This is a genomic window from Bradyrhizobium sp. SEMIA (assembly GCF_014844175.1).
GTDB lineage: Bacteria > Pseudomonadota > Alphaproteobacteria > Rhizobiales > Xanthobacteraceae > Bradyrhizobium > Bradyrhizobium arachidis.
On sequence record NZ_CP046601.1, the window covers coordinates 588,822 to 608,767 of the forward strand.

Sequence of the window (19,946 nt, forward strand, 5' to 3'; positions counted from 1 at the left end):
AATGGATTATAACGGTCGCGAATCCGACCATCTGATGCTGATCACGCCGGAGCGGGTGTTCTATGCCGGCCTGCTCGGACGGCCCCGCAAGCGGACTCCGGGTTGCTGCCATGTCTATGTGGCCGTGAAGGGCAATCTCCACCTGACCATCGACGACGTTCTCGCCACCGGCGAGCTGTTCGTCACGCTGCCGAACCAGCGCCATTCCATTGCCAGCGACTACCGCACCGCAATCAGCGTGACGCTTGAGCCCGAGAGCATGCCGGATGGCGTGATCGAAGCCCTGGCCCAGCGGCTGACGGGGCCGGACCGCGCGGTCTATGCCCGAAAGATCCTGGCTGCCTACGCGCTGCTGCGCCAACGCCGCTACGGCGACATCACCACCGCCGAATTCGACGAGATGTGTTTTGGCGAGGCGCTGCCGCGCCGCGTGCTCGACCCGCGCGTGATGCGCGCAGTCGCCCGCATCGAGCGTTTCTCCGGCGAGCCGGTCACGGCGGATACATGTGCGGCCGAAGCGGGCCTCTCGGCCTCGCGCTTCCTGCATCTGTTCAAGGAAGAGACCGGCATCTCGTTCCGCTCCTTCCGCGCCTGGAAGCGCGCGCGGCATCTGCTGCACTTCGCCAACCAGGACCTCAACCTCGCCCATCTCGCGCAGGACATCGGTTATCCCGACAGCACCCATTTCAGCCATTCGATCCGCCGCTTCTATGGATTGAAGCCGCGCGCGATCTTCGTCGGCTCGCGCGATCTTGCGATCTATCGCAGCACCGAGACGGTGCGGGTGCTCGCGGAGGCGGGCTAGGCTCGCTCTCGTCGCTTCGTAGGGTGGGCAAAGGCGCTCTTGCGCCGTGCCCACCACCTGTCGGCAACTGGCAAAGTTGGTGGGCACGCTACGCTTTACCCACCCTACGATAGCTCGTCTTTAGCTAGCTTCTCCGCGCAAGAAGCCGCATGCCCCGCATCACATGATCGCAAGCGTTGAATTCTCAACGTGCGAGATATTTTTGGCATGAGCGACAAGGCCGTCATCACCTGCGCGCTGAACGGCGTGCTCACCGACCCGAAGCAGCACAACGTGCCCGTGACGCCCGAGCAGATGGCGCGCGAGGCCAAGGCTGCGTTCGATGCCGGCGCCTCCATCATGCACATCCATCTGCGCCAGCAGGCGCCGGGCAAGGGCCATCTGCCGTCCTGGGAGGTCAGCGTCAGCAAGGAGATCCAGCAGGCGATCCGCGAAGCCTGTCCCGGGGTCATCATCAACCACACCTCGGGTGTCTCAGGCCCGAACTACTCCGGCGCGCTCGACTGCATCCGCGAGACCAAGCCCGAGATCGCTGCCTGCAACGCTGGCTCGCTGAATTATTTGAAGGTCAAGGCAGACAACACCTGGGCCTGGCCGCCGATGATGTTCGACAACGCGGTCGAGAAGGTGAAGGACTATCTCGACGTCATGAATGAGGTCGGCACTATCCCCGAGTTCGAATGCTTCGACGTCGGCATCGTCCGCTGCGTCGGCATGTATCACCAGGTCGGCATGTACAAGGGCCCGCTCGAGTATAATTTCGTCATGGGCGTTGCCTCCGGCATGCCGTCGGACCCGGAGCTGCTGCCGATCCTGATCAAGCTGAAGCGCCCCGAAGCGCAGTTCCAGGTCACCGCGATCGGCCGCGAGGAGATCTGGCCGCTGCACCAGCGCTGCGCCGAGCTCGGCGGTCACTTGCGTACCGGTCTCGAGGACGCGTTCTATCTCGCCGACGGCAAGAAGGTGACCTCGAACGGCCAGCTGATCGAGGCCATCGCCGCCTGCGCCCGCCGCGCCGGCCGCGAGATCGCGAGCCCCGCCGAGGCGCGGAAGATCTTTGGGACGAACAGGTAGCCACACACTCCGTCATTCCGGGATGGCCCGAAGGGCCAGGCCCGGAATCCATAACCACGATCGGGGAGTATGGATTCCGGGCTCGCGCTACGCGCGCCCCGGAATGACGACTGGGAAAGAGTTATGTCCATTCTCGAAAACACCATTTCCCCCGGCAGCGCCGCCTACCACGCCAATCGCGACGGCATGCTCGCACTGATCGACCGCATGCGCGCGCTGGAAGAGCGCACGCGGGCCGCATCCGCCGCCGCAAAGGATCGCTTCCACAAGCGCGGTCAGCTGCTGCCGCGCGAACGCGTCGCGCTGGTGCTCGATCCCGGCGCGCCCTTCATCGAGCTGTCGACGCTCGCCGGCTACATGTTCGACGTGCCGGATGCGAGCAAGAGTGTGCCCGGCGGCGGCGTGATCGCCGGCATCGGCTTCGTCTCCGGCATCCGCTGCATGGTCAGCGCCAGTGATTCCGGCATCGATGCCGGCGCGCTGCAGCCCTACGGCCTCGACAAGACGCTGCGGGTGCAGGAGCTCGCTCTGGAGAACAAGCTGCCTTACGTGCAGCTCGTCGAGAGCGCCGGCGCCAATCTGTTGCGCTACCGCGTCGAGGATTTTGTCCGCGGCGGCAATATCTTTCGCAATCTGGCGCGGCTTTCGGCGGCAGGCTTGCCGGTTGTCACCGTCACGCACGGCTCCTCGACCGCCGGCGGCGCCTACCAGACCGGCCTTTCGGACTACATCGTCATGGTTCGCGGCCGCACCCGCGCCTTCCTCGCGGGGCCACCGCTGCTAAAGGCCGCGACCGGCGAGATCGCTACGGAAGAAGAGCTCGGGGGCGCCGAGATGCACACGCAGGTCTCCGGCCTCGGTGACTATCTCGCCGAGGACGACCGCGATGCATTGCGCATCGCGCGCGAGATCATGGCGGCGCTGGAATGGGAGCGGCCGGGCCGAGCGGCGTCGGAGTTCAAGCCGCCGCGCTACGACCAGGATGAGTTGCTCGGTATCATGCCGATGGACCACAAGCGCCCCGTCGACATGAAGCAGGTGATCGCGCGGATCATCGACGATTCCGACTTCACCGAGATGGCGCCGAACTATGGCCCCGCCACCGTCTGCGGCCATGCCCGCATCGAGGGCCAGGCCATCGGCATCATCACCAACAATGGCCCGCTCGATCCCGCTGGCGCCAACAAGGCGACGCATTTCATCCAGGCCTGCTGCCAGACCCGCACGCCGATCCTCTATCTCAACAACACCACCGGCTACATGGTCGGCAAGGCCTATGAGGAAGCCGGCATGATCAAGCACGGCTCCAAGATGATCCAGGCGGTGACCTCGGCGACGGTGCCGCAGATCACGATCTATTGCGGTGCCTCGTTCGGTGCCGGCAATTACGGCATGTGCGGGCGCGGCTTCCATCCGCGCTTCTGCTTCTCCTGGCCGAACGCCAAGACCGCGGTGATGGGCGGCGAGCAGGCCGCCGAGACTATGGCGATCGTGACCGAGGCCGCCGCCGCGCGCCGCGGCAAGCCGATCGAGAAGGACAAGTTGGAGGCCATGAAGGCGCAGATCGTCGGTGTGTTCGACGGCCAGATGGACGTGTTCTCCACCAGCGCACGCGTGCTCGACGACGGCGTGATCGACCCCCGCGACACGCGCGCGGTGCTGTCGGAGGTGCTCGCGATCTGCCGCGAGGGCGATTCGCGCGCGCCCCAGCGCATGCAATTCTCGGTGGCCCGCCCATGAGGAACGGATCAGTGCAGCACCGGCCGTTCTATAGGGTTCTGGTCGCCAATCGCGGCGAGATCGCGTTGCGTGTGATGCGCAGCGCGCGGCGGCTCGGCCTCGGCGTCGTCGCGGTTTATTCGGACGCCGATCGCGGCGCGCTCCACGTCAAGCAGGCCGACCAGGCCGTGTGCATTGGTGAAGCCTTGCCGGCGCAGTCCTATCTCAACATCCCCGCGATCATCGCAGCCGCGAAGGCGAGCGGTGCGGACGCAGTGCATCCCGGCTATGGTTTCCTCGCCGAGAATGAAGATTTCGCGCAAGCCTGCAAGGATGCCGGGTTGGTCTTCATCGGCCCGTCGCCGCAGGCGATCGAGGCGATGGGCAACAAGGCCGGCGCCAAGGAGATCATGAAGAAGGCCGGCGTGCCCATCGTGCCCGGCTATCAGGGCGCCGACCAAAGCGACGAGATCATGCTCGCCGAGGCCAAAAAGATCGGCTTCCCCGTGATGATCAAGGCGGTTGCCGGCGGCGGTGGCCGCGGCATGCGGCTTGTGACCGATGCTGCATCGTTTCCGGATGCGCTGCGCAGCGCGCGGTCGGAAGCGAAGGCGGCGTTCGGCGATCCCACCGTGATCCTCGAGCGCGCCATCGAAAATCCACGCCACATCGAGATCCAGGTGTTCGGCGACAGCCACGGCAACGCCATCCATCTCGGCGAGCGCGACTGCTCGGTGCAGCGGCGGCACCAGAAGCTGATCGAGGAGGCGCCGTCGCCGGCCGTCACTTCGGAGCTGCGCGCGAAAATGGGCGAGGTCGCGGTCGCGGCGGTGAAGGCGCTGCGTTACGAGGGCGCCGGCACGCTGGAATTCCTGCTCGATCAAAGCGGGGAGTTCTACTTCATGGAGATGAACACGCGTCTCCAGGTCGAGCATCCCGTAACCGAGGCGATCACCGGGCTCGACCTCGTCGAGCTGCAGCTGCGCGTCGCGCGCGGCGAGGCGCTGCCGGTGAAGCAGCAGGACATCCGCTTCACAGGCCATGCCATCGAGGTGCGGCTGTGCTCGGAAGATGCCGCGCACGACTTCATGCCGCAGTCCGGACGCATGGCGCGCTGGCAGGTGCCTGACGGCATCCGCGTCGAGCATGCGCTGCAATCGGGCTCTGAGATCCCGCCGTTCTACGATTCCATGATCGCCAAGGTGATCGGCCACGGCACGACGCGCGAGGAGGCGAGGGGGCGGCTGATCGTTGGCCTCGAGCAACTCACCGCGTTCGGCGTAACCACCAACCAGGCGTTCCTGATGTCGTGCCTGCGCCATCCCGGCTTTGCCAGGGGCGAAGCAACGACGACCTTCATCGGCGCGCATCGCGACGAGCTGCTGGTGCCGCGCGCAAACGCCGCATTCGATACGGCACTGGCATGCCTGCTGCTCTACATCACCAATCCGCGCTCGCCGTCATGGCAGGGGGCCCGGAGTCTCGCGGCAACATTCCCGCTGCCGGCAAAGATCGAGATCGCCGGCCAGGCGTACGAGCTCGAAGTCACCCGCGAGCGCGATGGCAGCTACATTGTCGCCACCGACAGCCGGAAGGAAACGTTCGAGATCGACCAGCTCGATGCCGATGCCATTCGCTTCCGCCACGATGGCGTGATGGACAGCGCAAAATTCCTGCGGGACGGCGATCGGCTGTATCTCCAGCATCGCGGCATCCCGCTCGCGGTGAATGATCTCACCCTCGCTGCGCCGAAGGCCGCCGCAAGCAACGGCGGCGACGGCAAGGTCCGCGCCGCCATGAACGGCCGCGTCGTCGCTGTGCTGGTCAAGCCGGGCGACCGCGTCACCGCCGGCCAACCGGTGATGACGCTGGAAGCGATGAAGATGGAGCACGTCCACAAGGCCGGCATCGATGGCGTGGTTTCGGCAATCGACGTCACCGAGGGCGAGCAGGTGACGACGGGCAGGATCGTTGTGGAGATCGGGGCGTAGTCGGCGCCGCGAACTCCGCAATCGTAGGGTAGGCAAAGGCGCATAGCGCCGTGCCCACCATTCGTTTCGATTGGCATACAGGTGGTGGGCACGCTTCGCTTTGCCCACCCTACGGCACCAACGGCACCTCCTCGGTCGTAAACTCCAAAAATATGAATAATTTCAATGACATTCGAGCTCGCGAGACTTAGCGCACAATCCTCATTGAACATTGTTCAATTCTGGTCTATCAATAATGAACTTCGTTCAATTCGTCTGGAGCCACGCATGTTGCGCGCCAATGACCCCGGCCAAGCGATCGACACGATATTCCCATCAGTGCGCCGCCGTTTCGCAGTCGGCGCCCCGCACTTCCGCGAGAAATGCCTGATCGCCGCGCTCTTCGTCCTGACCCTGGCGGCGGTCTTCGCGCCGACGCTGCACGCCTCCGCCTGGCCCATCCCGCATTACGTCGACACCCGCTTCTGGCTGGGCGTGCCCAACGCCGGCGACGTGCTGAGCAATCTCGCCTTCGTGGCAATGGGCGTCTGGGGTCTGATGCAGCTGCGTGGCCACAATGATGCGCCCGTGGGCGCAGGCTGCTTCTTCGTGGGCCTGATCCTCACCTGTATCGGGTCGAGCATCTATCATCTGGATCCTGACGCGCCGCAGCGGCTCGTGGCTGATCGTCTCGGCATGGCGGTGGCGTTCGCGGGCTTTCTCGGCATCGCGGCCAGCGAGCGCGTCAGCAAGCGCGCGGGCTTGGCGATGGTGATGCTGATGACGGTTGCGGGCCCGCTCGCGGCCTGGGTGGCGCGCGAGAATCTCACGCCATGGGCGGTCGTGCAGTTCGGCGGCATGGCGCTCGCCGTGGGACTGGCGCTGACGCGGCCCCGGCCCGGTGCGTTCGGCGTGCCGCTCGGCGGCGTGATTGTCTTTTATGTGCTGGCGAAGCTTTTCGAGCTCGGCGATGCGACCATTTTCGAAGCCACAGGACACATCGTCTCGGGCCACACGCTCAAGCATCTCTCCGCAGCGCTGGCAGCCTGGCCGGTGATCAGCGCGCTACGGCCTACTGGCTCCGCCCCGTCCCGTCATTGAGCAAGCACGCCACCTGGTGCCCGTCGCCCGCATTCACCAGCGCCGGCCGTTCCGTCTTGCATCGCTCCATCGCAAACCGGCAGCGCGTGTGAAATGCGCAGCCGGAGGGTGGATTGACCGGGCTCGGCACGTCGCCATCGACCAGCGGCGCCAGCTTCTTCGCGAGCGGGTTGGCGATCGGCACGGAGGCGAGCAGGGCCTGCGTGTAGGGATGGCGCGGATTCCTGAACAGCTCGTCCTTGTCGGCGATCTCGACGATGCGGCCGAGATACATCACGGCGACACGATGGCTGATATGGGCGACCACGGCGAGGTCGTGCGCGATGAAGAGATAGGAGAAGCCGTGCTGGCGCTGTAGGTCGATCAGGAGGTTGATTACCTGCGCCTGGATCGAGACGTCGAGCGCGGACACCGGCTCGTCGCAGACGATCAGACGCGGTTCCAGCGCGAGTGCCCGCGCGATGCAGATGCGCTGGCGCTGGCCGCCGGAGAATTGATGCGGGAAGTTGCGCATCTGGTCGGGCCGCAGGCCTACCTGCTCAAACAGTTTTGCAACGCGCGCCTCCAGGGCCTTGCCGGTGGCGAGGCCGTGCACGGCGAGCGGCTCGCCGACGATATCGCCTGCGGTCATGCGCGGATTGAGCGAGGCGAACGGGTCCTGGAACACGATCTGCATCGAACGGCGATGCGGGCGCAGCGCCGTCTTGGACAGATGCGTGATGTCCTCGCCGTCGAGGCGGATCTGGCCCGAGGTCGGCTCGACCAGCCGCAGCACGCTGCGCGCCACCGTCGACTTGCCGCAGCCGGATTCGCCGACGAGCCCGAGCGTCTCGCCGGCGCCAAGCGAGAACGAGACGCCGTCGACCGAGTGCACGGTGCCCACCTGCCGCCGCAGCACGCCGGCGCGCACCGGATAATATTTCTTGAGGTCGGTGACTTCGAGCAGAGCCTGGGTCATGCCACCTCCGCAACTTCAGCCGCACGCCAGCACGCCGCGAGATGGCCGCCGCCCCAATCCGCTAGCGGGGGGTATTCTGCCTCGCAGCGCTTGATCGCGAGCTTGCAGCGCGGCGCGAAAGCGCAGCCCTTCGGCAGCCGCACCAGCGACGGCACGGTGCCGGGAATCTCGTTGAGCCGCTCCTGCGCCGCGACGCCGGACGCTGGCACGGCCGGGATCGAGGCCATCAGCCCGCGCGTATAGGGATGCTTCGGCGCCGCGAACAGCGCCTCGACGCTGGCTTCCTCGACCTTCCGCCCCGCATACATCACGATCACGCGCTGCGCGGTCTGGGCGACGACGCCGAGGTCGTGCGTGATCAGCACCAGACCCGTGCCGAGCTCCTTCTGGAGATCGAGGATCAGGGCCAGGATCTGCGCCTGGATGGTGACGTCGAGCGCGGTGGTCGGCTCGTCCGCGATCAGCAGCGCCGGCCGGCAGGCCAGCGCCATCGCGATCATCGCGCGCTGGCGCATACCGCCGGAAAGCTGGTGCGGATACTCCTTCGCCCGCCGCGCCGGTTCGGGGATGCGCACCAGCCGCAGCATCTCGACGGCGATTCCTTGTGCCTCCTTCGACGAGATGTTCCGGTGCAGCCGCACGGCCTCGACGATCTGGTCGCCGATCCGCATCACGGGATTGAGCGAGGTCATCGGCTCCTGGAAGATCATGGAGATGCGATTGCCCCGGATCTTGCGCATCTGGGCTTCGTCCAACGCCAGCAGATCGGTGCCTTCGAGCGTAACAGATCCGCCGACGATGCGTCCGGGCGGATCGGGCACCAGCCGCATCAGGGACAGCGCGGTGACGCTCTTGCCGCAGCCGGATTCGCCGACGATCGCCAACGTCTCGCCGCGCTTCACCGTGAAGGAGACGTCGTCGACCGCCTTGAAGAGCCCCGAATTGGTGAAGAACACCGTCTTCAGGTTCTTCACATCGAGCACGAGGTCGGATTCTTTCGCCATCAGCCGCGCTGCCGGGGATCGAGGATGTCGCGCAGGGCGTCGCCGAACAAATTGGCGCCGAACACGGCGAGGCTGATCGCGATGCCCGGGAAGATCACTAGCCACGGCGCGGTGCGGACATATTCGGCGGCGGACTCGGAGAGCATGCGGCCCCAGGACGGATAAGGCTCGGGAATGCCGAGACCGAGGAAGGAGAGCGAGGCTTCGGTGAGGATGGTCGAGCCGAGCTGGGCGGTGGCGAGCACGATCAGCGGCGCCAGCGTGTTGGGCAGCACATGGCGGAGCGCAATCCGTACCTCGCTCATGCCGATCGACTTGGCGGCCTCGACGAAGGGCTGCTCGCGCAGCGCCAGCGTGTTGGCGCGGATGACGCGCGACACGGTCGGGATCAGCGGAATGGCAATGGCGATGATGACGTTCGGCAGTGACGGGCCGAGCGCCGCCGTCATGATCAGCGCGAGGACCAGCAGGGGCAGCGCCTGGAGGATGTCGGAGACGCGCTGGAACACAAGGTCGACCCAGCCGGAGAGATAGCCGGAGGTGAGGCCGACGATGACGCCGATCGTGCCGCCGAGCGCGGTCGAGCCGATGCCGACCGCGAGCGAGATCCGCGCGCCGTGGATGATGCGGCTGAACACGTCGCGGCCGAACGAATCCGTGCCCATCCAGTGCGCCCAGCTCGGGCGCGCCAGCGCACGTGCGGCATCGACCGTCAGCGGATCATAGCGCGCGATGAAGTCGGCAAAGACGGCTGTTAGCACGAACACCGTCATGATGACGAGCCCGGCCGCGCCCAGCACATGCCGCTGCGCCATGAACAGCACGCGCCGCCAGCCTCCGGTCGCGTTCGCCCCGGCGCGTCTCAGCTCAACGTCAAAGTCGATCGCGGCCAAACAGCTCTCCTAATCCGTGTACCTGATCCGCGGGTCGAACACCGCGTAGAGCATGTCGACGGTGAAATTCGCGAACACCACGACGACCGCGATGAACATCACGAGGTTCTGCACGATCGGATAATCGCGCCAGCGGATCGCCTCGACCAGGAAGCGCGCGACGCCGGGGATGTTGAACACGGTCTCGGTGACGATCAGGCCGCCGATCAGGAATGCCGCCTCGATGCCGATCACGGTGATGACGGGCAGGATCGCATTCTTCAGCGCGTGGTGATAGTTCACGGCGGCATCGGAGGCACCCTTGGCGCGCGCGGTGCGGATATAGTCCTGCCGCAGCACCTCCAGCATCGAGGACCGCGTGATGCGCATAGTCAGCGCCGCGCTGCGGAAACCGACGGCGGCGGCCGGCACGGCGTAGGTCGCGAATGCCTCGAGCCAGGTCTGCGGATTGGGATTGAAGATCGGCATCTGGCCGAACATCGCCACCGACGCCGTGAGGATGAGGAGGCCAAGCCAGAACGAGGGCAGCGACAGGCCGCTGAGGCTGACGACGCGCAGCGCGTAGTCGAGCCGCGTTCCCTGTTTCACCGCGCTGATGACGCCGAGCGGGATGCCGATCGATGCCGAGAACAACAGCGCAAGGCCGGCGAGCCGCGCGGTGATCGGAATCCGCGGCAATATCTCCTGCAACGCCGGCTTCTCGGAGACGTAGGAATAGCCAAAATCGCCGCGCAGGAAACCGCTGATCCAGTGCCAATACTGCACGATCAGCGGCTGGTCGATGCCGAGCTCCTTTTCCAGATTGGCCTTGTCGGCGGGATCGACATAGCCGGCGGCGGCGAACAGGATGTCGACGATGTTGCCGGGCACGATGCGCAGCAGGAAGAAGATGACGACCGAGATCCCGAACAGGGTCACGAGCATCAGGAACAGGCGCCGCACCAGATAGGCAAACATGCATCGCCTCCTGTCGAACCCGTCAGCCGCCCGCCGCTACTTGTCCATCCACACGTCCTCGTAGCGGTACCCATTATAGGAGCTGTTCGACATCACCGTCACGCCCTTGACATAGGGCTTCCAGCAGGTGCCGGTGCGCGCATGGAGGATGATCGGGCGGGCGACGTCCTCCTGCAACTTCTTGTCGATCTCCCACACCAGCTTCTTGCGTTTGGCGATGTCGGTCTCCTGCGACTGCACGTCGAACAGCTTCTCGATCTCCTTGTTGCAATAGTTGGTGTAGTTGCGCTCCGAGCCGCAGGAATAGTTCTCGTAGAAGGACTGGTCGGGATCGTCGACCGCGTTGCCGGTGAGGTTCAGGCCGAGCATGTAGTCCTTGCGCGCGACCTTCGGGAACCAGTTTGCGGTCTCCACCACGTCGAGCTCGCCGTCGATATAGATGCTCTTGAGCTGGTCGATCAGGATCACCGCGGGATCGCGGTAAACCGGGATGTTGCGGGTCGAGATCTTCACCGCGAGATGCTTGTCCGGCCCGTAACCGGCCTTCTGCATCAGCTTCTTGGCCTGCTCGCGGTTGGCGTTCACGTCGGGTCCATAGCCCGGAATGCTCTCCAGCATCTCCTTCGGCATCGCCCACAGCCCGGCCGGCGCAGGTTCCATGGTGCCGCCGATGTCGCCCTGACCCTCGAACATGATGTTGATGAAGGCCTTGCGGTCGAGCGCCAGCGCCATGGCCTTGCGGATGTCGGCATTGTCGAACGGCGCAGCGGTCGAATTGACGATGATGTTGGTGGCGACGTTGTTGGGCTCGACGACGCAGACCGCGCTCGGATCCTGCGATTTGACGTCCTTGAGCAGCGGAATGCTTACCTCGGTCGGGAAGGTCATGTCGAACTTGCCGGCGACGAAGGCGAGGATCGCGGTCGAGCGGTTCGGGATGATGGTGAACTCGATGCCGTCGAGATAAGGCCGGCCCTTGCGCCAATAGTCGGTGTTGCGGGTCAGCTTGATCGATTCGTTGGCCTTGAACTCGACGAACTTGAACGGGCCGGTGCCGATCGGATGCGTGCGCATGTCGCCGGGCGAGACGTGGCAGGGATAGACCGGCGTGTAGCCCGAGGCGAGCAGCGCCAGCAGCGACGGCTGCGGCCGCTTCAGGTTGAAGGAGACCTCGAAATCGCCGTTGGTCGAGACGTCATTGACTTGCTCGTACCAGGTCTTGCGCGGATTCTGCCGGAACTTCTGCTGCGCCTTGCCCATCAGCATGTCGAAGGTGCATTTGACGTCGGCCGAGGTGAACGGCTTGCCGTCGTGCCATTTCACGCCCTGGCGGAGCTTGAAGGTCAGCGTCTTGTTGTCGTTCACCCAGGCCCAGCTCTCGGCGAGCTCCGGGACGATGTTGTCCATCCTGTTCTGGGCTTCGTCCTGCTTGTAGATAACGAGGTTGTTGAAGACGGGCATGAAGGGAACATTGAGCGAATAGGTCGCGCCTTCATGGATCGAGGCGTTGCCAGGGCTGTCGCGGTGATACATCCGCAGGATTCCGCCCTGTTTGGGCTCGCCGGCGACCGCAATGGTCGAAAACGCCAGCAAAGATAGCGCCGCCGTCGCGGCGAGCGCCCGCACGCTCCGCATCCTCGTCCTCCCTGGACATTAGTTCTTTTGGGCCTTTTGTGGCCTGTTTGTCAGGACGATAGCGACGCGAATAGAGGGAGGCAACCCGTAACGCCGCAAGCCGCCTCGACAATTCGGATGACGGAAGGCCGCAGGGGTTCACACTTTCATCATGTGAGAGTGCAGGTGCGAAGAGCTGGTTCCTGTGTGGATTTTTGTGCGCAGTTGCATCGCCAACCTCCGCCGTCGTCCCGGGTTCGCGACTTCGTCGCGCCCCGGGACGACAGCGGGGCTCACACGATCCGCGACGTCTTGTTGCCCCAATACCGATCCCTTAGCAGCCGCTTGTACAGCTTGCCGGTCGGGAGCCGCGGCAACTCCTTCTCGAAGTCCACCGAGCGCGGCACCTTCTGCCGCGACAGCGACGCCCCGCAGAAGGCGATCAGCTCTTCGGCAAGCGCCGGGCCCGGCACCACGCCCGGCATCGGCTGCACCACCGCCTTCACCTCTTCGCCGAGATCGGGATTGGGCACGCCGAACACGGCGGCATCGGCGACCTTCGGGTGGGTGATCAAGAGATTCTCGCATTCCTGCGGATAGATGTTCACCCCGCCCGAGATGATCATGAAGGTCGCGCGGTCGGTCAGATACAGGAAGCGGTCCTCGTCGACATAGCCGACGTCGCCGACCGTGCTCATGTTGCCGTCGGCCGAGCGCGCTTCCTTCGTCTTCTCCGGATCATTGAAATATTCGAACGGCGATCCCGTCTTGAACCAGACTTGCCCCGGCGTTCCGGTCGGGCGTGGCTGCATGTTCTCGTCGAGAATATGGAGGTCGCCGAGCAGCACCTTGCCGACGGTGCCGCGATGCGCCAGCCATTCCGCGCTGTTGCAGGCGGTGAAGCCGAGGCCTTCGGTGGCGCCGTAATATTCGTGGATGATCGGACCCCACCATTTGATGATGTCGTCCTTGACGAGGGCCGGGCAGGGCGCGGCGGCATGGATCGCGATCTCCAGCGAGGAGAGGTCGTAACGCTTGCGCACCTCCTCCGGCAGCTTCAGCATCCGCGAGAACATCGTCGGCACCAGCTGGGTGTGGGTGATGCCCCATTGTTGCACCAGCTGGAGATAGCGCTCGGGATCGAACGTCTCCATGATGATCACGGTGCCGCCCATGCGGATCGTGAGATTTACCGCGGCCTGCGGCGCCGAGTGATAGAGCGGGGCCGGCGACAGGTAGACCATGCCCTCGCGGTAGTGCCAGAGTTTCGTCAGGAAATCGAACAGCGGCAGATTCTGTTTTGGCGGCTCCTCCGGCAGCGGCCGCAAAATGCCCTTCGGCCGTCCCGTCGTGCCCGATGAATACAGCATCGCAGTGCCAAGCCATTCGTCCGCGATCGGCGTCGCCGGCAGATCGGCGGTCACATCCGCCAGCCCGACGATGCGCTCGCTCTCGCCGGGACCGTCGGCGACGATGCAGAGCTTGACGTCGGGGCAGGCGTTGATGGCCTCGCGTGCGATGTCCAGCTTCGCCCGCGACGTGATCAGGATTTTCGACTGGCTGTTGACGAGGAGATAGGCGAGCTCGCCGGGCGTCAGGAAGGAGTTGATGCAGGTGTAGTAGAGCCCCGAGCGCTCGCCCGCGCCGCAGGCTTCCAGATAGCGCGCATTGTTCTCCATGAAGATCGAGTAGTGGTCGAGCCGCTTCAAGCCGTGCCTGCGGAACAGATGCGCCAGGCGATTGCTGCGCGCCTCCAGCTCGCGATAGGTGACGGCCTCGCCTGTCGCGGCCATGATGAAGGCGGGCTGCAGCGGGCGCAGGCGGGCGTGGTGACCTGTGTACATCTATCCTCCGGCTTGGATCATGCGGCGAGAAGCAGGATTTCGCGGATATCGGCGGGGCCGTCGATCCTGCGCGGGTTGCGCGGGATCCAGTTGGTGCGCATCGCCTGTTCGGCGATGGCGTCGAAATGCTCCGGCGTGACCCGCATCTCGGCAAGGCTGCGTGGCATGCCGAGCGAGCGGATGAAGGCATCCAACACGTCGGCGGCGTTGTGGCCGGGAAAGCCCATCGCGGCGGCGACGATCATCTGGCGCTCGGCATTGTCGCGTGCGTTCCAGCGCATCACCGCCGGCAGCATGATGCAGGAGGTGTAGCCGTGCGGCACGTCGAACGCCGCGCCCAGCACATAGCCGATGCCGTGGCTCGCCCCCATCGGCACCCCGGCCGCGAGCGCGCCCATCGACAGCCAGGTGCCGATCTGCGCATCCATCCGCGCGTCGAGATCGGCAGGGTCGGCCTTCACCCGCGGCAGCGCGTCGGCAAGCATGGCAAGGCCCTTGACCGATTGCGCATCGGCATAGGGATGCGTCTCGCGCGAGCAGATCGCCTCGACGCAGTGATCGAGGGCGCGAATGCCGGTCGAGAGGAACAGCCATTCCGGCGTGTGCACGGTGATGCCTGGGTCGAGAATGGTCGCGCGCGGCACGGTGAGCGGATGCCGCAGCATCTGCTTCACATGCGTAGCGCGGTCGGTCACGCCTGCGATGGAGCTGAATTCGCCGCCGGCGATGGTGGTCGGCACGCTGACCTGGCGCACGCTTGGCGCCGTCATCTCCGGCGCAACGCCCTTGTGCACGCGGATGCGGTCGATGCCGTCGATCGTGTCGATGCCATTCGCAAGACAGAGCTGCACCGCCTTGGCGCCGTCGGTGATCGAGCCGCCGCCCACGGTGACGATCAGATCGGCGCCCACCTCGCGCGCTGCGTTGGTGGCGGCAATGACGGCCTCGCGCGGCGTGTGTGCCGGCATGGCGTCGAACAGGCCGGCACAGCGTTCGCCGAGCGCGTCCTTGATTTTCGTGATTTCGTCGGTCTGCCGGTTCAGCGTGCCTGAGACCATCAGGAAGGCGCGGCGTGTTCCCAGCCGGTCCATCTGCGCGACGATGGCATCCGCCGCCGGATGGCCGAACACGACCTCCTCGATCGCGCCGTAGACGACACGTCCCTGGTGCACGCCGGTCCTCCCCGGACAATTCGTCTTGTTTTTGGAAGGCAAGTCTAGCCGAGCGCCCGCCGCCCGTCATGTGCGAAGACGCTGGCCGCTTACCCTCCCCCTCCCGGGGGAGGGTGGAGAACGCCGCGCCTTCATCGCCAACTCATTGGCACCAACCGCCGCGTGTGCGCCCACCTCACCCACTGTCAACCCGCCATCCGGTCAGGCCATGCGTTGTACTATTGCACGCGCATTGGTCTTGAAGAGTTCATCATTGCCGCCCATCTTGTGTCGCCCGCGAGCAGGCGCGTACCCTGCTTTTTCCGCGGCTTTTGATGCGAGGACCTGGGATGACTGGACCGGACGGAAGCGAGCCATTTGTCAAAAAGCACGATTTCGTTCAGATGCGGCATTACGCGATCGCGGGTCTCCTCGCCGCTTCCTTCGCGCTCGCTGGCTGCGGACAGCCGGCCTCGCAAGCGTCTGCGCCGCCGCCCGCGCCGGTGACGGTCGCCCAGCCGGTCAAGCGCACCGTCACTGATTGGGACGAGTTCACCGGCCGCTTCGAGGCGATCGAGGAGGTGCAGGTGCGCCCGCGCGTCGGCGGCTTCGTCAACTCGGTCGAATTCCAGGACGGCGCCATCGTGCGTCAGGGCGATCTGCTCTACGTGATCGACCCGCGTCCGTTCGAGGCTGTGGCCGAGCAGGCCGACGGCCAGCTGTCCGACGCGCGCGCCAAGGTGGAGCTGGCCAAGCGCGAGCTCGACCGCGGCCTGAACCTGGTCCAGACCAGCGCGGTCTCCGAGCAGGTCGTCGACCAGCGCCGCCAGGCCTTGCAGGCCGCGCACGCTGCGGAGACGCAGGCCGCGGGCGCGCTGAAGGCCGCTCGCCTCAACATCGAGTTCACCCATGTCACCGCGCCGCTCACCGGGCGCGTCAGCCGCCACCTCGTCAGCCCCGGCAATCTCGTGCAGGGCAGCGATACCGGCACTTCGACACTGCTCACCTCGATCGTCGCGCTCGACCCGATCTACGTCTATTTCGACATGGACGAAGCGACCTTCATCAAATACAGCAAGTTGTGGTTCGAGGGTAAGCGCCCGAGCTCGCGCGATACCGCAAACCCGGTGCAGGTGACGCTCGCCGGCGAGACCAAGCCGTCGCATGACGGCTCGATCAACTTCCTCGACAACCGCCTCGATGTCTCCACCGGCACGCTGCGCAGCCGCGCCGTGGTCAAGAACACCGATCTGTCGATCCTGCCCGGCCAGTTCGGCCGAGTCCGCCTGATCGGCAGCGCGCCCTATGAGGCGCTGCTGATTCCGGACGCCGCGGTCGCGACCGACCAGTCCCGCAAGATCGTGTTCGTAGTCAAGCCTGACGACACCGTCGAGGTGCGCGCCGTGGTGCTCGGTCCGCTAGACGAAGGCCTGCGTGTGATCCGCGACGGGCTCAAGCCCGACGATCGCGTCATCGTCAACGGCATCCAGCGCGCCCGCGTCGGCGCCAAGGTCGCCCCGCAGACTGCTCAAGCCCCGGCCGGTGGCAAGTCATGAATCTTGGCCGTCTCTCCATCAACCAGCCCATCCTCGCGATGGTGCTGTCGATCGTGCTGCTGATCGTCGGCGCGATCGCCTACACCACGCTGCCGGTCTCCGAATATCCGCAAGTGGTGCCGCCCACCGTCGTCGTCACCACGCAATATCCCGGCGCCTCCGCGCAGACCGTGTCCGACACGGTCGCAGCGCCCATCGAGCAGGAGATCAACGGCGTCGAGGACATGCTGTATCTCTACAGCCAGGCGACCTCGAACGGCCAGCTCACCATCACCGTCACCTTCAAGCTCGGCACCGACCTCGACAAGGCCCAGGTGCTGGTGCAGAACCGCGTCGCGATCGCGCAGCCGCGGCTTCCTGAAGAGGTCCAGCGCAACGGCGTCACCACGCGCAAGAACTCGCCCGACATCCTGATGGTCGTGTTCATGTTGTCGCCCGACGACACGTTCGACCAGCTCTACATCTCCAACTACGCGCTGCTCCAGGTCCGCGACCAGCTGCTGCGCCTCGACGGCGTCGGCGACATCCAGATCTTCGGCGCGCGCGACTACTCCATGAGGTTGTGGCTTGACCCCGACCGCATCGCCAATCTCGGCCTGACCTCGACCGAGGTGATCGCGGCGATCCGCGCGCAGAACATCCAGATCGCAGGCGGCCAGGTTGCCGAGCCGCCGATCACCGACCGCGCGTTCCAGCCGAATCTCGTGTTCACCGGACGCCTGAAGGATCAGAGACAGTTCGAGGATATCCTGATCAAGGCCGGCTCGGACGGCCGAACCGTGCGCCTGCGCGATGTCGCCCGCATCGAGCTCGGTGCGCTCTCCTACTCCACCAACAGCTTCCTGTTGCGCAAATCGGCCGTCGGCATGCTGGTGACGCAGCGGCCCGGGTCGAACGCGCTGGCGACCGCGAAAAGCATCTCCGACACCATGGTCAAGCTGAAGGAGAGTTTTCCGAAAGGCCTCGACTACAATATCGGCTACAATCCGACCGAGTTCATCGCGCAATCCGTCCACGAGCTGATCAAGACCATCTACGAGGCCATGCTGCTTGTGGTCGTCGTGGTGCTCGTGTTCCTGCAGGGCTGGCGCCCGGCGATCATCCCGATCATCGCGATTCCGGTCTCGCTGGTCGGCACCTTTGCGGTGATGGCGGCGCTCGGCTTCTCCATCAACAATCTCACGCTTTTCGGCCTCGTGCTCGCCGTCGGTATCGTCGTCGACGACGCCATTGTGGTGGTCGAGAATGTCGAGCGGCATCTCGAGCATGGCCTCAGTCGGCGCGATGCCGCGCTGAAAACCATGGAGGAGGTCGGCGGCGCGCTGGTCTCGATCGCGCTGGTGCTATGTGCCGTGTTCGTGCCGACGGCGTTCCTTGGCGGCATTTCCGGGCAATTCTTCCAGCAATTCGCCATCACCATCGCGGTTGCGACCGCGATCTCCTGCTTCTGCTCGCTGACGCTGTCGCCGGCGCTGGCCTCGCTGATCCTCACGCCGCACGAGGAGAAGCGGCCGCCGGCGGCCTGGAACGTCATCGCGCGCGGATGGAATGCCTTCACCGGCGTCTTCAACCGCGTGTTCGACCGGCTGTCGCATGGCTATGCGGGTCTTGCGAATTTCGTGATCCGGCACTCGGTGGTGATGTTGCTGATCTACGTCGTGCTGATCGGCAGCGCCGGCTGGCTGATCGGGACCACGCCGCAGGGCTTCATCCCCGCGCAGGATCGCGGCTACGTCATCGTCTCCGTGCAATTGCCCGGCGCGGCGTCGCTGGCGCGCACCACCGAGATCGTGCGCGAGATCGAGCGGATCGCGCTGGATACCCCGGGCATCATCCGAGTTGCCGTCTTCGCCGGCTTCTCGGGTGCGACGCGCACGCAGCAGGGCAACGCAGCGGCGCTGTTTCCGGTGTTCGATGAACCCGAGGTGCGCCTGAAGAAGGGGCTGACGGCGAACGCCATCACGGCCGAGCTGCGCAAGCGGCTCGCCGCGCTCCAGGGCGCGTTCATCATCGTCATTCCGCCGCCGGCCGTCCCCGGCATCGGCACCGGCGGCGGCTTCACCATCCGCATCCAGGACCGCCAGGGCCGCGGGCCGGAGCTGCTCGCCGCAGCCACCGACGAGCTTGTCGCCGCTGCGCGCAAATCGCCGTTGCTGCTCGGCCCCACGGTGTTCTCGCCGTTCACGGCGAATACGCCGCAGCTCTTCGTCGACATCGACCGCACCAAGGCGCAGAAGCTCGGCGTTCCCATCGCCAACGTCAACGACACGATCCAGACCTATTTCGGATCGACCTATGTCAACGACTTCAACCTGTTCGGCCGCACCTATCACGTCACGGCGCAGGCAGACTTCCCGTTCCGGAAAGAGCCAAGCGACCTCGCGCGGCTGCGCACGCGCAACGCCTCCGGCGACATGGTGATGCTGGGCAGCGTGGTCGAGTTCAAGGACGTCTCGGGCCCCGACCGCGTCGCGCGCTACAATCTCTATGCGGCCTCCGAACTGCAGGGCGAGCCGGCGCCGGGCGTCAGCTCGACCACCGCGCTCAACACCATCAAGAAGCTCGCCGACGACATCTTGCCGAGCGGCTTTACCTTCGAATGGACCGACCTGTCCTATCAGCAGATCACCGGCGGCAATGCGGGCCTCTACGTGTTCCCGATCTGCGTGCTGTTCGTCTATCTCGTGCTCGCCGCGCAATATGGCAGCTGGACGCTGCCCTTCGCGGTGATCCTGATCGTGCCGATGTGCCTGCTCGCCGCCACCATCGGCGTGCGAATCATGGGGCAGGACGTCAACGTCCTGACCCAGATCGGCTTCGTGGTGCTGGTGGGGCTAGCTGCAAAGAACGCGATCCTGATCGTCGAGTTCGCGCGCGACATCGAGAACGAAGGCAAGCCGCGGCTGGAGGCCGTGATCGAGGCCTGCCGCCTGCGTTTGCGGCCGATCCTGATGACGTCCTTCGCCTTCATCCTCGGCGTCTTGCCGCTGGTGATCTCGAGTGGCTCCGGCTCGGAGATGCGGCAGGCGGTCGGCGTTGCCGTGTTCTTCGGCATGATCGGCGTGACGCTCTTCGGGCTGCTGTTCACCCCGATCTTTTACGTCGTGGTGCGGAACCTCGCCGAAGGGCGGCGCGACAAGAAGCCGGAGGTGGCGGCCTGACGATGGTCAGGTTGCCATCGGAACCTCCACACCCACCGCTGTCGTCCCCGCGAAGGCGGGGACCGATAACCCCAGGGAGAAGTGGTGGCGCGAAGGGGGTAACCACGAGTCTTCGTCAAACCACTCCCTGTGGTTATGG

General features: G+C 65.3%; 14 protein-coding genes. 7 read left to right on the top strand and 7 right to left on the bottom strand.

Annotation, left to right across the window (positions count from 1 at the left end):
- Position 1 precedes the first annotated feature (1 nt).
- From FOM02_RS02840 to FOM02_RS02860, 5 genes are all read left to right on the top strand, one after another.
- Positions 2–805, top strand: coding sequence for a helix-turn-helix domain-containing protein (locus FOM02_RS02840; protein ID WP_027563226.1), 804 nt, complete (start codon positions 2–4; stop codon positions 803–805).
- 207 nt (positions 806–1,012) lie between these two features.
- Complete coding sequence (locus FOM02_RS02845; RefSeq protein WP_027563225.1) at positions 1,013–1,879, top strand: 3-keto-5-aminohexanoate cleavage protein; 867 nt, start codon at positions 1,013–1,015, stop codon at positions 1,877–1,879.
- 123 nt (positions 1,880–2,002) lie between these two features.
- Positions 2,003–3,619, top strand: a complete 1,617-nt coding sequence (locus tag FOM02_RS02850; RefSeq protein WP_027563224.1) for an acyl-CoA carboxylase subunit beta — start codon at positions 2,003–2,005, stop codon at positions 3,617–3,619.
- A complete protein-coding gene (locus tag FOM02_RS02855; protein WP_027563223.1) occupies positions 3,616–5,589 on the top strand; it encodes an acetyl-CoA carboxylase biotin carboxylase subunit in 1,974 nt (657 codons plus the stop codon). Before FOM02_RS02850 ends, FOM02_RS02855 begins: the two co-directional genes overlap by 4 nt.
- Before the next feature lie 267 nt (positions 5,590–5,856).
- A complete protein-coding gene (locus FOM02_RS02860; RefSeq protein WP_027563222.1) occupies positions 5,857–6,669 on the top strand; it encodes a hypothetical protein in 813 nt (270 codons plus the stop codon).
- On the opposite strand, the gene FOM02_RS02865 is transcribed toward FOM02_RS02860, so the two are convergent.
- The 7 genes from FOM02_RS02865 to FOM02_RS02895 all read right to left on the bottom strand — a co-directional run bounded on the left by FOM02_RS02865 (position 6,641) and on the right by FOM02_RS02895 (position 15,111).
- Positions 6,641–7,627, bottom strand: coding sequence for an ABC transporter ATP-binding protein (locus FOM02_RS02865; protein ID WP_027563221.1), 987 nt, complete (start codon positions 7,625–7,627; stop codon positions 6,641–6,643). The genes FOM02_RS02860 and FOM02_RS02865 overlap by 29 nt on opposite strands.
- Complete coding sequence (locus FOM02_RS02870) at positions 7,624–8,631, bottom strand: ABC transporter ATP-binding protein (protein ID WP_027563220.1); 1,008 nt, start codon at positions 8,629–8,631, stop codon at positions 7,624–7,626. The genes FOM02_RS02865 and FOM02_RS02870 overlap by 4 nt, the downstream gene beginning before the upstream one ends.
- Positions 8,631–9,524: an ABC transporter permease gene (locus FOM02_RS02875; protein ID WP_027563219.1), complete on the bottom strand. Its 894-nt coding sequence runs from the start codon at positions 9,522–9,524 to the stop codon at positions 8,631–8,633. The genes FOM02_RS02870 and FOM02_RS02875 overlap by 1 nt, the downstream gene beginning before the upstream one ends.
- Positions 9,525–9,533: 9 nt before the next feature.
- The gene (locus FOM02_RS02880) at positions 9,534–10,481 is read right to left on the bottom strand and encodes an ABC transporter permease (protein ID WP_027563218.1); all 948 of its coding nucleotides are present in this window, start codon (positions 10,479–10,481) and stop codon (positions 9,534–9,536) included.
- Between the two features lie 36 nt (positions 10,482–10,517).
- Complete coding sequence (locus tag FOM02_RS02885) at positions 10,518–12,116, bottom strand: ABC transporter substrate-binding protein (protein WP_265441439.1); 1,599 nt, start codon at positions 12,114–12,116, stop codon at positions 10,518–10,520.
- A gap of 272 nt (positions 12,117–12,388) precedes the next feature.
- Complete coding sequence (locus FOM02_RS02890; protein WP_027563216.1) at positions 12,389–13,939, bottom strand: AMP-binding protein; 1,551 nt, start codon at positions 13,937–13,939, stop codon at positions 12,389–12,391.
- Between the two features lie 17 nt (positions 13,940–13,956).
- On the bottom strand, positions 13,957–15,111 hold the full coding sequence (locus FOM02_RS02895) for an iron-containing alcohol dehydrogenase (protein WP_027563215.1): 1,155 nt from the start codon (positions 15,109–15,111) through the stop codon (positions 13,957–13,959).
- Between the two features lie 329 nt (positions 15,112–15,440).
- Here FOM02_RS02895 and FOM02_RS02900 point away from each other — a divergent pair, with 329 nt between their 5' ends.
- On the top strand, positions 15,441–16,646 hold the full coding sequence (locus FOM02_RS02900) for an efflux RND transporter periplasmic adaptor subunit (protein ID WP_027563214.1): 1,206 nt from the start codon (positions 15,441–15,443) through the stop codon (positions 16,644–16,646).
- On the top strand, positions 16,643–19,807 hold the full coding sequence (locus FOM02_RS02905) for an efflux RND transporter permease subunit (RefSeq protein ID WP_265441440.1): 3,165 nt from the start codon (positions 16,643–16,645) through the stop codon (positions 19,805–19,807). The genes FOM02_RS02900 and FOM02_RS02905 overlap by 4 nt, the downstream gene beginning before the upstream one ends.
- The last annotated feature ends 139 nt before the right edge of the window (positions 19,808–19,946 follow it).